This is a genomic window from Vescimonas fastidiosa (genome assembly GCF_018326305.1).
Taxonomy (GTDB): domain Bacteria; phylum Bacillota; class Clostridia; order Oscillospirales; family Oscillospiraceae; genus Vescimonas; species Vescimonas fastidiosa.
On sequence record NZ_AP023415.1, the window covers coordinates 1,236,641 to 1,251,389 of the forward strand.

The 14,749-nt window shown below is 61.7% G+C and carries 10 protein-coding genes; 4 read left to right on the plus strand and 6 right to left on the minus strand.

The window, feature by feature from the left end; all coding sequences use genetic code 11:
* Positions 1 to 3 precede the first annotated feature (3 nt).
* From KI236_RS05900 to KI236_RS05910, 3 genes are read left to right on the plus strand one after another with little or no spacing between them, the layout of a single operon-like run.
* A complete protein-coding gene (locus KI236_RS05900) occupies positions 4 to 777 on the plus strand; it encodes a MerR family transcriptional regulator (protein WP_212820152.1) in 774 nt (257 codons plus the stop codon).
* Positions 778 to 832: 55 nt separating this feature from the next.
* Positions 833 to 3,076: a hydratase gene (locus tag KI236_RS05905; protein ID WP_212820154.1), complete on the plus strand. Its 2,244-nt coding sequence runs from the start codon at positions 833 to 835 to the stop codon at positions 3,074 to 3,076.
* Positions 3,077 to 3,080: 4 nt separating this feature from the next.
* A complete protein-coding gene (locus KI236_RS05910; protein ID WP_212820156.1) occupies positions 3,081 to 4,292 on the plus strand; it encodes an NADP-dependent isocitrate dehydrogenase in 1,212 nt (403 codons plus the stop codon).
* A gap of 86 nt (positions 4,293 to 4,378) precedes the next feature.
* Here the strand turns inward: KI236_RS05910 and KI236_RS05915 are convergent, their stop codons facing one another.
* Positions 4,379 to 4,711, minus strand: a complete 333-nt coding sequence (locus KI236_RS05915; RefSeq protein WP_212820158.1) for a cupin domain-containing protein — start codon at positions 4,709 to 4,711, stop codon at positions 4,379 to 4,381.
* A gap of 99 nt (positions 4,712 to 4,810) precedes the next feature.
* Between KI236_RS05915 and KI236_RS05920 the strand changes: the two genes are divergently transcribed.
* Positions 4,811 to 5,233 carry a hypothetical protein gene (locus KI236_RS05920; protein ID WP_212820159.1) on the plus strand — a complete coding sequence of 141 codons (423 nt, stop codon included), beginning with the start codon at positions 4,811 to 4,813 and terminating at the stop codon, positions 5,231 to 5,233.
* 435 nt (positions 5,234 to 5,668) lie between these two features.
* Here the strand turns inward: KI236_RS05920 and KI236_RS05925 are convergent, their stop codons facing one another.
* The 5 genes from KI236_RS05925 to KI236_RS05945 all read right to left on the minus strand — a co-directional run bounded on the left by KI236_RS05925 (position 5,669) and on the right by KI236_RS05945 (position 14,591).
* Positions 5,669 to 6,526, minus strand: a complete 858-nt coding sequence (locus tag KI236_RS05925) for a PHP domain-containing protein (protein ID WP_212820161.1) — start codon at positions 6,524 to 6,526, stop codon at positions 5,669 to 5,671.
* Positions 6,523 to 7,248 (minus strand): TMEM164-related integral membrane acyltransferase, encoded by a 726-nt coding sequence (locus tag KI236_RS05930; RefSeq protein WP_212820164.1) that lies wholly within the window; start codon positions 7,246 to 7,248, stop codon positions 6,523 to 6,525. The genes KI236_RS05925 and KI236_RS05930 overlap by 4 nt, the downstream gene beginning before the upstream one ends.
* Positions 7,249 to 7,352: 104 nt before the next feature.
* Positions 7,353 to 8,390: an NAD(P)H-dependent oxidoreductase gene (locus KI236_RS05935; protein ID WP_212820166.1), complete on the minus strand. Its 1,038-nt coding sequence runs from the start codon at positions 8,388 to 8,390 to the stop codon at positions 7,353 to 7,355.
* A gap of 214 nt (positions 8,391 to 8,604) precedes the next feature.
* Entirely contained in the window at positions 8,605 to 9,831 is a 1,227-nt protein-coding gene (locus tag KI236_RS05940; RefSeq protein WP_212820168.1) for a lactate dehydrogenase, read from the minus strand.
* Positions 9,828 to 14,591: a cytidyltransferase-related domain protein gene (locus KI236_RS05945; RefSeq protein ID WP_212820170.1), complete on the minus strand. Its 4,764-nt coding sequence runs from the start codon at positions 14,589 to 14,591 to the stop codon at positions 9,828 to 9,830. The genes KI236_RS05940 and KI236_RS05945 overlap by 4 nt, the downstream gene beginning before the upstream one ends.
* Between the last annotated feature and the right edge of the window lie 158 nt (positions 14,592 to 14,749).

Sequence of the window (14,749 nt, forward strand, 5' to 3'; positions counted from 1 at the left end):
ACCATGAGAAACAACAATCCGCATTTACTGTCGATAGGCGAGGTGGCAAAATCTCTGCACATCACCCGCCGCATCCTGCTCAACTACGAGGACAAGGGGCTGGTACACCCCGATGTGAAGGAGGGCAAGGGCGGCAACCGCTACTATACCACCGACACCGTGACCCGTATCCGGGCCATCCGCCGCCTGCAGTCCCTGGGCATCTCCCTGGACGAAATAAAGCTCTACTTTGAGGACAAGGCCGACCTGCGGGAATTTATCGGGCGGCTGGAGAATATGCGGGACGAGCTGGACCTGTGCATTGAAAAGCTCCGCCTGCGGGTCAGCGAAAATGAGGAGGATGTCATTGAGGTGCGGGAGATCCCGGCCCAGACGGTGTATATCCGCCGCTGCAGCACCCCTACGGTGGCCCATCGAATGGAGATTTTCCGGCAGGTGATCCCGGAGGCTATGCGCCTGTATGGAAGCGACAGCTCCAAGCGGATGTTCCTGCTGGCCTATCCCCTGGAGGACACCGACGACACCCGCTTCTGCGTGGCGGTGCCCCAGGGCAGCCGCGGAGACGGCGTGGAGCAGTGGGAAAAGGAACGGGCGGTGAGCGTGTTTTTCCATGGGGATTACACTGATATCCCCCGAATACGGGAAAAGCTGCTGGACTATGCCCGGCAGCACGGGCTGCGGCCTAAGGGGACCTGCCGCCATATCTATCTGGAGGGCCCGGCCCACCACTCGGATGCGAATAAATTTATCACGCAGGTGGCCATACCTATTGAGTAACGGTGAGAAGTGTGGTATAGTATTTTGAATTGGTTTTACGCAAGGAGGATATTGTATGATCCAGTGCTTTGATAAGGGCGTTTTCCTGGAAAACGGCCAACTGACGGAAACAGCCCCCGTGCCCGCCGCCCGGGCCCGGGAGAACACCATGGCCTGGCAAATTCTGCAGGCCCACAATGTAAGCGGCGATCCGGAGCGGCTGCAGGTGCGCTTTGACGCCATGGTGTCCCACGACATCACCTATGTGGGCATCATCCAGCAGGCGAGAGCCTCCGGCATGAAGGAATTTCCCCTCCCCTACGCCCTGACCAACTGCCACAACAGTCTGTGTGCCGTGGGCGGCACCATCAACGAGGACGACCATATGTTCGGCCTGTCCGCCGCCAAGAAGTACGGCGGCATCTATGTGCCCGCCAATCAGAGCGTCATCCACTCCTACGCCCGGGAGGAGCTGGCCGGGTGCGGCAAGATGATCCTGGGCTCCGACTCCCACACCCGCTACGGTGCCCTGGGCACCATGGCCGTGGGCGAGGGCGGCCCGGAGCTTGCCAAGCAGCTGCTGAAAAACACCTGGGATGTGCCCATGCCCAAGGTGGTGCTGGTGTATCTCACCGGAACGCCCAAAAAGGGCGTGGGCCCCCACGATGTGGCCATCGCCCTGGTGAAGGCCACCTTTGAGACGGGGTTTGTAAATAACTGCGTGCTGGAGTTCTGCGGCCCGGGCATCCGGGACCTGCCCATTGACTACCGCAACGGCATTGATGTGATGACCACCGAGACCACCTGCCTCTCCTCCATCTGGGAGACGGACCAGGTGACGGAGGGCTTCTTCCGTACCCATGGCCGCCCCGAGGACTATAAGCCCCTGCACCCGGGCGAGGTTGCCTGGTATGACAAGTACATTACCATTGAGCTGGACAAGGTGGGGCCTATGATCGCCCTGCCCTTCCACCCCTCCAATGCCTATACTATCAAAGAATTTTTGGCAAACGCCGAGGAGATCCTCAAGGGCGTGGAGGCCGACGCCCGGCGGCGCTTCCCCAAGGCGAACCCCCACCTGACGGACAAAATTCACGACGGCGGCGTGTGGGCCGACCAGGGCGTCATCGCCGGGTGTGCCGGGGGCCTGTTTGACAATATCGCAGAGGCGGCGGACATCCTCCGGGGCAAATTTACCGGGTCCGGAGCCTTCAGCTTCGATGTGTACCCCACCTCGGTGCCGGTTTCCCTGGAGCTGATGAAGCTGGGTGCCACGGCGGATCTGCTGGAGTCCGGGGCCATTATCAAGCCCAGCTTCTGCGGCCCCTGCTTCGGCGCGGGAGATGTACCCGCCAACAACGGCCTTAGTCTGCGCCACACCACCCGGAACTTCCCCAACCGGGAGGGCAGCAAGCCCGGCGAGGGACAGTTTGCGGGTGTGTGCCTGATGGATGCCCGGTCTATTGCCGCCACCGCCGCAAACGGCGGACGCATCACCCCGGCCACGGACCTGGACTACACCCCCGTACACCACGAATATCATTTTGATGATACCGTGTATAAAAACCGCGTATACTACGGCTTCGGCAAGGCGGACCCCTCTGTGGAGCTGCAGATGGGCCCCAATATCACCGACTGGCCCAAGATGTACGCACTGAGCGAGAACCTGCTGGTGGAGCTGGCGGCGGTGATCCACGACCCGGTGACCACCACCGACGAGCTGATCCCCTCCGGAGAGACCTCGTCTTACCGCAGCAATCCCCTGCGCCTGGCTGAGTTCACCCTCAGCCGCCGGGTGCCGGAGTATGTGGATAGGTCCAAGGCTGTGGCCCGGCAGGAAACGGCCCGGCGAGAGGGGACCTTGAGCGAGCATCTGCGCCAGGTGCTTTCTCAGGTAGGCGATGCCGACCGGCTGGCGGAGAGCACCCAGTTCGGCTCCTGCGTCTTTGCCAATAAGCCCGGCGACGGCTCTGCCCGGGAGCAGGCCGCCTCCTGCCAGAAGGTGCTGGGGGGCTTTGCCAATATCTGCTATCAGTTCGCCACCAAGCGCTACCGCAGCAACTGCATCAACTGGGGCATCCTGCCCTTCACGCTGGACGAGGGCACGCCCTTCGACTACGAGAGCGGCGACTGCGTGTTCGTGCCCCACATCCGTCAGGCGGTGGAGCAGGGCCGGGAGGACATTCCCGCCAAGGTCATCTGCCGGGACGGCAGCGTCCACGACCTGCTGCTGCACATCAAGGGTCTGACGGCGGATGAAAAAGAGATCATTTTGGACGGCTGCCTCATGAACTACTACGCCGCCCGGAATAAGGAGTGAGACCATGGAGAAAATCAAAATGACCACCCCCCTGGTGGAGATGGACGGCGACGAGATGACCCGCATCCTCTGGGCCATGATAAAGGAGCAGCTGATTTTGCCCTTTGTGGACCTGAAAACGGAATACTATGACCTGGGGCTGCTGCACCGGAACGAGACGGAGGACCGGGTGACGGTGGAGGCCGCCAATGCCACCCGGCGCCTGGGTGTGGCCGTAAAATGCGCTACCATCACCCCCAACAAGCAGCGCATGGAGGAGTATCCGCAGCTGACCCAGATGTGGAAGAGCCCCAACGGCACCATCCGCTCCATTCTGGACGGCACGGTGTTTCGCGCCCCCATTCTCATCGACTCCATTCACCCTGTGGTGAAGAACTGGAAAAAGCCCATCACCATCGCCCGGCACGCCTACGGAGATGTGTATAAGAGCGTGGATCTATACACCACCGAGCCCGGCGAATGCCTCCTCACCTTCCGGGGCCGGAGCGGCGCAGAGCAGACCGTTTCTGTCCAAAAGGTAGACGGCCCCGCCGTCTGGCAGGGCCAGCACAACAAGGAGTCGAGCATCCGTTCCTTTGCCCGCTCCTGCTTCCAGTATGCCATCGACACCCGGCAGGACCTGTGGTTTTCCACCAAGGACACCATCGCCAAGGTCTATGACGGCGAGTTCAAGCGGGTGTTTGAGGAGGAATTCGAAAACTACAAGGCGGCGTTTGAAAAGCTGGGCATCACCTATTTTTACACCCTTATCGACGACGCCGTAGCCCGGGTCATCCGCTCGGAGGGCGGGTTCATTTGGGCCTGCAAAAACTACGACGGCGATGTGATGAGCGACATGGTCTCCACCGCCTTTGGAAGCCTCGCTATGATGACCTCCGTGCTGGTGGCCCCGGACGGCACCACCGAATATGAGGCCGCCCACGGCACCGTGACCAAGCATTATTACAAGCACCTGAAGGGGGAAAAGACCTCCACCAACCCCATGGCCACCATCTTTGCCTGGACCGGCGCCCTGCGCAAGCGCGGCCAGCTGGACGGGCTTACTGACCTGGAGAATTTCGCCGGGCAGCTGGAGGGAGCCTGCTTTGACACCCTGAACCAGGGTACCATGACCAAGGATCTGGTGGGCCTGGTGGATGAGGGCGTGTCTGCCCGCGCCGTCACCAGCGAGGCGTTTATTGCCGCCATCCGGGAGAATCTGGAAAAGCGCCTGTAAAACAGAAAGGGCTTGCCATCTTTTACTTGAGAGATGGCAAGCCTTTTGACCCGGCCGGAAAAGCGCGCCTTTCCCGGCAGATTTATTCACTTCACATTGGGTACCACGCCCAGAATGACCAGGGGCTCGGTGCCGGTGTTCACTACACTGTGGCTGTGGCCCGGAGGGCAGTAGTGGGTCATGCCGGGGCGGATGTCCACGGTCCGGCCGTCATCGGTGCAGACACCGGTGCCGGAGAGGAAGTGCATCACCTCATAGCTGCCCTCATGGACATGCAGGCCGATGGTGCTGCCGGCGGGCAGAGTCAGAATCAGAATTTTCCCCTGCTCGTCCTCGAATTTGCGCACCAGCGCCTGTCCCTCACCGCCCTTAAAATGGGGCACGGCTACCTCCTGCATGGAAGAAAAATCCAAAAACATAGCCATTTCTCCTTTGCGTTATTTTGCTGCCGGCAATCCGGCGCATCCTTATAGCCGAGTATAGCAGAAGCCTGCGCTTTTTTCAAGAAAGGAGCCACGATGAAAGACAAAAATACCGAGATCCGCGAGGCCATCGACGCCGGAAACCGCGCCTTGAAGGCCCTGGAGGAAGCCGCCCGGCATTTGCAGGCCGCCCGGGGCCTGGGCCTGTGGGATATGCTGGGCGGCGGCTTTCTCAGCAGCCTCCTCAAGCACTCCAAAATGGACGATGCCCAGCGGGCCATGGACCGGGCGGAGCAGGAGCTGCGGGCCTTTGGCCGGGAGCTGGCGGATGTGCAGATGTATGCGGATATTCAGCTGCGCTTTGACAGCTTCACCCGTTTTTTTGACACCTTCTGCGACAATTTCTTTGTAGATTGGATGGTCCAGTCTCAGATCCTCCAGGCCCAGGACCGGGTGGAGGAGGCCAGGCAACGGGTCTGGGAAGCCGTGCAGCAGCTGCAATTTTTGCAGGGCGCGTGAGCTTGCCCCTATCCTGCACTTTACTACCCGCAGGGAGGCTCCCGCCCCAGGAGCCGTCCGTCCCTGCAAATCCCCAACCACCGCCAAGCCCCCATTCCCCGGAAGCAGGGAATGGGGGCTTGAGACTGTCGAAAAACCCTCCGGGTTTTTCCGACAAAAGGCTTGCGGTCTGCTGCGCGCATAATTTGTCCGTCCGTGACGGACAAATTCCACACTGGCAGCCCGAGCTGTATTTTCTCTCACGCACATGTCGCGAGAGAAAATGATTTAATTTCTTTGCCGCCTGCGGGCGGCAAACTCTGCGAGGCTTTTTTGACACGCTGAAGCCCCCATTCCCCGGAAGCAGGGAATGGGGGCTTATTTCGGTGGTAAGGGTCACCCTTCTTTACCGTTATCGCAAATTCTGCCGTTTTATCGGGCAGTATATTGCTTTTCTCAAATCAAATCCGCCACGGCCTCATAAAAGCCCTGCAGCCGTGCCGGGTCGGCGCCGCCGGTCTGCCCCAGGGAAACCGCCTTGTTGGTGCCGTGGTAGTCGCTGCCTGCCGTCACCAGCAGGCGGCAGCGCTCTGCCAGGGCCAGCATAGTCTCCCGCTGCCGAGGCGTAAAGGCGGAATAATAGCACTCCAGGCCCCGAAGCCCCGCCGCCTTCAGCCGCACCACCCGGCCTGCGATTTCCTCCTCTGATAGTTTTTTCGACCCATCCGCCAAAATGCCGTGGGCCAGCACAGGAATCCCGTTCGCTTGGATAATAGCGTCTATAGCCTCCTCCGGCGACAAGGTCGGCTCTGTGTCCGGGCAGCCGGAAAAGGCCTCGAATCCCTCCATTTTTGTTTTGACATAGCCTTTTTTCAGCATCATGTCCACAAAATGGGGCTTACCGGGGTTTTTCAGGGCCAGCAGCTGCGAGCGCTCCTCCTCCGTAAAGGTGAAGCCGAAGCGACGGGCTAAATAGCCAAAGCGGTTTTGCATCTTCAAAATACGGGTGTGGTGGGCAAAGTCCGCCGCTGCCCGGATGGAGGGCTTTTCCGCATCAAAGCCGTAGCCCAGCACATGGTACTTTCCCTCTCCGTCCTGACAGGAGAACTCGATGCCCTCTACAAAGGTCGCATCCCCGGGTTCCAGCAGGGCCCGCACGGCGGCGCAGCCCTGGGCGGTATCGTGGTCTGTCAGGGCGAAAATGTCCAGCCCGGCCGCCCGAACTCTCTGCAAAAGAGCCCGGGGCGTATCTGTACCGTCGGAATACACGCTATGCATATGCAGGTCCGGGCTGTGAAAGGCTGCCTGCTTCATCGGGCCGCCTCCCGCTCCTTTTTCCCGCGCCGCTCCCGGACCAGAAACGGCAGGTGAAACACCGTCACTATAGCCGCACCCAGGGCAATCAGCCGCAGGAAATAGGCATACCAGCCGCTCTCCAGATTCAAATACGGCAGTCCCTCCAGGGGTGGCCGCACCAGGTACATAAAGTTCGTCCCGTAGACCGACAGCGCCCCGTTCACATAGATCATTCCGAAAGCCAGCCCCGTCAGAATCGTCAAATTCCGCACCAGCGCCCGCCGCCCCAGCTTGGCCCGGCCCGAAAGCAGCAAATACAGGCTGAACCACAGAAGTCCCCCATGGTATACAAAGCACTGGTAGGCGCCGATACGGGTAAAATCGGTACCGTTGGTGGGGATCATAATGGCGCAAAAGCTGCCCAGAGTCCCCATGACGGCCACGAAATCTATCACCGCCTGCTTGCCCCGGCCCTCCCGGCCAAAGGTGATATACAAAACGGCAAAGATCATCATGCTGCACAGATGAAAGGGCAGGGACTGGGGCGCCAGGGTCATGCCCCCGTAGGGGCTGGCCTGCATATCGCTCATGATCTTGCTGACCTCACTGCAGACGCAGATGACCGTCATAACGCCTCCGGCCCGGCGGAGCGTCCAGCTATTCCGGCGGCTCAGCACCGTCATGGCGGCGATAAACGCCGCGCACAGACCTATCCAAATCAGGTGTTCTCCTGTAAACATAGTCCTTTCCTCCCCTGCGGTGCCCCGGCCCTCGCGCCGACTTTCCGTGGTGCGGGACACCCTTCCTTATCGTAATTCCTGCCACCTTATCGGCAGTCTCATTCTCATGCACCGGCTATACCCTCGGCAAAGGCCGACGCCCGCTGGGCGATCCCCGGCAGACGCACCAGGCTCCCCCGCTCATTGGCCGTTTCCAGCAGGCAAAAGTAGGGCGGCAGGAAAAAGGATTTGTTCATATTCAGGGCCGAAATCAGCTGCCGGGCCAGCAGGTCGCCGCCGGAGTAGCCGGAGACCACCAGGCCAAACAGGCGCTTTTCGTAAAACCGCTGCTGGCGGAACAGGGCCGTCAGACGGTTGACGCAGGCGGTGAGGTTGGCAGAGAGGGCATCGTTATAGTTGGCGCAGAGCATCACCAGCGCATCACACCGGCGCACCGCCGGGTACACCTCCTCCACCATGGGTCCGCTGCCGTAAAAGCAGCTTCCCTGCTCGCCGAAGTGGAGACAGGCGGTGTAGCTGCACCCGTTGCAGTCGGGCACGGTGCCGTTGCGCAGGCCGATCTCCTCCACCGCTATCTCCGATGGCAGATTCGTGCGCACCAGCTCCCAAAAGGCCAGGGTATTGGAGGTGCTGCGCTGAGAGGCGTGGAGGGCCAGGACGCGGCGGATGGGTCCGGGCTTTTCCCAGGTCAGCAGCCGGTCTATCAGCTCCGCCACCGCGGCCCGAAAGGCCGTTTTCTCGTCTACGCCGCCGATCTGCGCCTGGACCCGGAAATTGCGCATAGACCCGGTGGCCTCCACCAGAGGGCGGCCCAAAAAGGCGCACCCGGCCTGGTTGGCGGCAAATACCATGTCCCGGGCCACATCCTTGGTGTAAAGCTCTCCTACCCCGGTGACCACCACCCCCCCTATGCAGCCGGAAAGCAGGTCCGCATTCCGCCGCAAGCGGGAGAGCATACGGTAGTAGGCCTCGTTGCACCCGCCCCGGTCCAGTGCCACGGCAAACAGGAGCCGGCGGCCTCTCAGGGTGTCCAAATCCTTTTCCGGGTCGGCAAAAACGCTCCCCGCAGGAAGCAGGGGTGCAAGCATCTCCTGCAGAGCGGGGCTGCATTCATTTTTCGGCAAAAGAACGGTCAGCGGCATTTTTACCCCTTCTTTCATACTTCGTATCAAAAAAGCCTCGCAGAGTTCGCGTCCGCAGACGCGAAAAATTGGGATCATTTTTCACCGCGACATGCGCGTGGGGAAAAATTCCTCTCAGGCTGCCAGTGTGGAATTTTGAGCTAATGGCTCAAAATTATGCGCGCAGCAGACTGTAAGCCTTTTGGCAGAAAATTCCACGGGAATTTTCTCCAGTTTATAGAATTGCCTTGAGTTTTTCTTCCGTCTCTTTCAGGCGCGAAATGAGCGCCCCGGGCAAAGGCAGGCGCTCGAATTCCACCCCTCGGTCCGTCAGGCGGTTGCGCCCGCCCATGAACACGCCGCCCAAAAAAGCCGACGAGTAGTGCCACTGTCCCCGCAGGCAGGAAAGCAGGCTCAGGGCTCCGGAGGAAAAGGCCGGAGCCACATAGGGCTTAAATCCCATCCGGCGCATCTCCAGGTTGGCGTGGGCCACCTTCTCCGTCAGCTCCCGGGAGAGGGCGTCATCGTAGTCGGAAATCGAATTGGCCAGCACCAAGTCCTCCCCATGGGGGCCGAAGCTGCGGCCATCGGTGAGAAAATCGGTAAACCGCGGGTCTTTTTTGGCGTAGTAGACCGCCCGAGCGTTCATGACCCCCAGGCCGAAGCCCCGGACCTGGTGGGGAAACAGCCCCAGGCCGTCCAGATTTCCCTCTTCATCCCGGTTGCTCTCCAGCAAGGCCGCCCGGCACAAGGGGTCCACCGGATCGCTGACCACGCAGAAAAGCCCCTTGTACCGGGCCTGCCGTGCCTTTTTCGCATACAGGGCCACCAGCTCCCGGTTGAGCTGATACTGGGCCATACGCACATCTCCGTCCTTCACCGCCGTATCCGGCACGAATCGGGACGCGCAGAACAGGAATACATCCCCCCGGAACAGCTCCTCCGGGCCGATGATCTCCACCGGAGGCAGAGTATCGTAAGGGCCGGGGAGGTTAATCTGATTCAGCTCAAATTCCCACCGCTGGGGAACATTTTCCCGCAGGTCGCAGATGCCGATGGAGGAGATCACATCGCCCCCCAGCAGCCGCAGCCCCATAAGCAGCGTCGCCCCTACATCCCCCAGGCCCAGGAGGTTCACCCGCACCTTTTTCTTTCGCGGCAGCGGGGAGAGCAGCTCCTGCCACCGGGGATGCAGTCGGTTCACCGCCCGGACTCTGCCCTCTCGGACAGCGTCTCTCAGCTCCGGCGGAAGGTCCGGTCCGGCGGCGGCGCACAGGGTCTGCACCCCCTCCTCCGCCGTCAGCAAGGCCGCGTCCGTCACAGGGAAGGTCTCCCGGCCTGTGAGCATTTCTCTTGCAAACAGGAACAGGATCTCTCCCGACCGGGGCAGAGCCGTTATTTCCTCATAGGACAGGGCCTCCCAGGCGCAGAGGCTATGGGCCCCCAGGCGATAATACTTCATACCGTTGTCTCCTTCCGTCCAAAGCGCATCCGCTTTAATAGCTCAATGTCGTCATCCAGATAGGTGGAGGCGCCCCGGCTCAGGTCATAGGCCATGCTGCCGCCCTTATCCGGGCACAGGGGCAGGATCACCGCCTCGCTGAGACGGCTGAGGGTCAGGTTTCGTGCAAAGGCCCGGCGGTACTCCGTCTCCAGAGCCAGGAGGATATTCCGGGCGTTCTCCACGCAGCACAGGCTCAGGGCCCAGGCGGTTTCCGGGTCCAGGGGAGAAAACTCCGGGGACGCATAGGGCAGCACCCGGTTTACCGATGGCTGCAGTCCCCCCTCGGGCCGCTGGCTGCGGCGGATGGTGTCGCCGCCGATAAAGGGATACAGGGTGGACTCCACAAAGCGCATTCGCAGATTGGGCAGATAGTAGACCCCCTCCGCGTCATAGCCCAGGCTCTCCATCAGATCCCGGCCCGTGCCGGTGAGGTAGCCCACCAGGACCTTTTTTACCTCCGTCCCGGTCCTGCGCAGCAGCGGGTCAAGCCGCCGGATGCGCTTGCCGTCGTGAAGCACATCGTCCACCAAAATAGCGGGCCGGTCAAAGGCGCGGATGGTACGCACCTGATCCTCCAGGGGGGAATAATCGGGGTAGGCTTCAATGGAATAGGAGGACAGATCCGGCTCGTACACCTTATCCGTGCGCAGGGTCTTGGTGACGGTGTTGGGCACGATAACCCCGCGCAGGAGCTTGCCGTAGGGCACGCAGATGTCAGGCCCCAGCTTGCGGGGAACGGTCTGCACCTCCGGCACACCGTTGCACTCCGTAATGCGCTGCAGCAGCCTGTGGTAAATAACCCCGGCGGACAGACTCAAAACCAGGCTTCCCGGCTGCAAATGGGTGAGCATTTCCTGCAGCCGCCTATGGGCCGCCGCCACCGCCGCCACCACGGACGGAGCCGTGGACAGGGGAGGCTTGATGGTGGTATCTACATTGTTGCTGAGGATGATGGGCTGACGCATATCCACCGCCAGCGCGCTGCGGGATACCCCCTCCGGGACAGGCAAAAAGCCCTGCAAATGCAGCTCCTGGCGTATCCAGGCGTCGGCAAAGCCCTCCAGGGGCTCATAGATTGCGTAGGTATACTCCCGCCCCAGGGCCAAGGTCAGCACCTCTGTTAGCAGAAGCTGGCCCAGCTCCTCCTGCTGGGGGGAGGAGGGCACGAACAGGCCGCTGAGCAGTAGCGTCCGCCCTCCGGCGTTCTGCCGCACAAAGGCCGCCAGCTCCGCGCTGCCCAGCCGGGAGAACAGGTGCTGAGAGTCCATACAGCAGTAGGTCGCCGCCCCCAGCACGGTCTTTTCCTTTCCGTGGCACAGCAGCAGCACATCGTCTCCGGTGTGCCCCAAGGCCCGCAGCAGGCCCTGGGCCCCGGCGGGGGCGCTCCGGTGCAGCAGCGCCTCCAGCTGCCCGTCCTCCGGGCCGCAGGGAATAAACTCCAGATCCTCTGTGCGCAGAACGGGCTTATCCTGGGGCTCCCGCAGATACAGGCTGTGGCGATAGATGAATTCCTGGGCCACCGGGTCGATCAGATGGGAGATGTCCCGGTTGGCGTCCACCGCCTCCCGGATGCGGGTGGAGCTGATCTCCTCCAGCTCCTCCGGCAGCGTCAGCTCCAGCACATGGCCGCTTATGCACCCATAATCCGCCGCCACAGCCCCCGCCCGACGGAAGATCACATGGTCAAAGCCGTGGATGGAGTCCGCCTGCGCGGGCTTTTGATAAGAGGAGGCATGGGCCACCACATCGCTGCCCACTACAATAGATACCTCCCGCCCCGGGAAGGCCTCCCGCAGACGGCGCAGGTTCTCGGGGTTGGCGATATTCACCGGAAAGTCCTCCGGGAAAATATGCACATAGAATTCATCCGCCACCGACATGGCGGCAATCTCCCGCCGGATGCGGTAGGGCTGGGTGCGCTTAGACCAGGAGAATTCGTCAATGGCCAGCAGCACCTCAAACCCCTCGTCCCGGATGGCCCGGACAATGCCCTTGTGAGACAGGGTAAAGGGATCGAAGGTCCCCGGGAAGAAGGCCAAGGGCCGGGAAGGCTCAAAGGGTACCTCCCCGCACAGCAGCTCCTGCTCCACCAGGAAGCGGTAGAGCTTGCCCAGCATGGCCGCCCGGTAGTAGAAGGTCAGTCCGTTTTCGTCCGCCGCCTGACACAGGGCCAGAATACGCCGCACGGTGAGCTGCAGGGCCCGGCATTTTTCCTTCCGTCCCAGTCCCGTGGAGCCGAACACCCGCCGTCCCAGCAGATACATGGCCTCCTGGCGGGTGCCGGTGTCGATGCCCGCAGTGCCCTTCATCAGCATTCCCAGCAGCCGCCGGGCCCGGCCCCGGTACACGCTCTCGCTCTCCGGGAAACGATCCCGGTAGGCGGTATAGTCCTCTAAAAGCACGGCGGCGGTGTCCAAGGCCGAGGCCACGATGTGCCCCTCTGAGGATGAGAGCGTCCCCTCCAGGCTCCGAAGCAGCTCGTCCAGCTGCTCCGGCGGCAGCCACAGGGCAAAGCGTCCCAGGTAGTCGGGGATATATTTCGTAAACTCCTGCTGTCCCAGCTCCAGCCCCCGGCAAAGCTCCACGGCGATCTCGTTGCGCTGGTCCACGCTCAGAAGCGGCGCCAGCTCCAGCAGGGCCAGGCCGGCGCTGTGGCGCACCGTCACCCGGTCGCTCACCTTAATAAGATTCGAATAATGCGCCGCAATGTGCAGCATCTGCGCCCCGCCTGCGTGGGCGTGCTCCGTTAAAAGCAGGATGTTCACCCGCTTCACGATCCACGGCGTGGCGGTTTTCAGGTTGTCCAGGAAAATTTCCGATATCGTCTCGTCGGGCAGGCGCAGGGCCCGTCCCTCCAGCAGTCGGCTCCGCAGCAGCGTCAGGGAGGGGCTGTCCTCGCTGTTCATCTTCTTCAGTGCCGCCCGGGCCCGCTCCCCCAGGGCTAAAATCGGCAGGAGCCTGCGCAGCAGCAGGGCCGCCGCGGTGCGCACCGTCAGCTCCCGGGAACGGGCCGCTCCCTCGGCAAAGTGCAGCAGCGTCTCCGTCTGGGCCGGGGTGCAGCGGTCCAGGGGCAGAGCCGCAAAGGTGTCCAGCAGCAAAAATACCACCGACGACTCCATGCGCCCGCCGGGCTTGCAGTAAGCCAGCAGGCAGTCTAAAAACCGCTCCTCCCGGCCGTGGCAGTGCTGCAGGAGGGAATTGACCATGAATTTCAGCGTGTAGCCGATCCAGCTCCGGTGCTGGGGCATCAGCTTGTGGTCCGGGAAAATGCTCTGCTCCAGGCAGGCCTTCCACTGGCTCAGATCCGTCAGCGTGCCGGTGCTCTTGCAGTCCGCCGGACGCTCCTTCACATATCCCGCGTGGAAATCCGCGATAATGGCCCCCATCAGGGCCGCCGCCTGACGCCGAATGTCACCCTCCCGGTGCATCAGCAGCTCATAGAGAAACGACAGCGTCTCCACCTTCTGCGGCAGGCGCAGATAGAGGGAATAGGACTCGATGACCCCCAGATACGCCCGCAGCCGCCGCCAGTCCGTCTCGCCCCGGGCCTGCTCCAAAAGCCGGGCAAAGCTCCGGGACTCCGTGAGCCGATCCATCAGGCGAATGTTGTGCTCCACGCACACCAGGCGCAGCACGCCCAGGGCCTCCTCGTCGGTCATCAGGGCCGCCGCCTTTTCCCGCCGGGGCGGTTGGGCACGGCCTTGCAGGGAAGTATCCACTCCCCGCTCCTCCATGAATCGCTCAAAGTCCTGCAGCCGGGTGTAGACCCGGCGATAGCGCTGCTTTTTTGCCTCGTCCACCCCGTCCAGCTTATTCAGAATCACCGCAAAGGCATCCGAAAGGGTGGAGATATGCGTAATCTCCTCTCCCCCGGGGCCCAGGGTCTGCTTCACCCGGAAATCCGCGTAAATCAGCAGCAGCGACTCCACGGACAGATAGTCCGGCTCCAGATCCCATACGGAGTGGTTCGCCGCCACATGGCCGATCTCCGTGAGCCGCCGGCGGCGGAACCACAGATCGGTATAATAGTAATGGAGATACGGCACCCGCTCCCCGGGTCGGCAGCCGAACTTGCCGATGTCGTGCCCGGCGGCGCTGCCGGATACCAGAGCCAGGTCCACGGGCACCCCGGCCTCCTTCAGCTCCCGACCCATGGTTATGGCAATGTGATGTACCCCCGCGATATGCTCCAAAGCCCGGAAGGGTGTCACCTCCAGCCCCAGGCGCATCATTTCATAGATATATTCCCGCTTCCACAGCCGCAGCATCTGCTCGTAGAGCGCGGCGCCGGGACTTTGCTCCAGCTCCTCTCCGCTGATGAACGCGAAATCGTACATGGGGTCAAAGGGCAGTATCTCCCGCTGCACAGTAAAAAGCACCTGCAAAACCGACAGGAAAAACACCGCGCCCGCACCGCCGTCAGAGGACGGCACCTGCTCGGGGAAAAGCTGCCTGCGGGCAAAGTCAAAGGCGCAGCGCAGCCAGCCCTCCTGGGGCTGGCTGGGGCACAGCTGCGCCAGCTCCTCCCGGCACAGCTCCAAAACAGCTCCGCACCGAATACGCTCCCCGCTCACAAGGCCGGCAAAGCGCTGCATATAGTTCTCCCGCTCCAGGCTCAGCAAAAAATCCTTTCGCTCCTCGAAATAGGCAGCCGCCGGGCGCTTTTGCAGCCGCCGAAGCAAAAGCGTGTTCATCTGCCGGATCCGCTTTCTGTTCATGACAATGCCCCCTGTATCGGTGGATTTTTCTTGTCTACTATGCTACCACAGCCCGCCGCGGATGTAAACTATAAATCCCCCGGCGCACCACCAATAACCTGTCTGCCTCCCTTGCCTAAAGGGGGCCGAGGGGACGGGATTACGGATTGCCACACCAG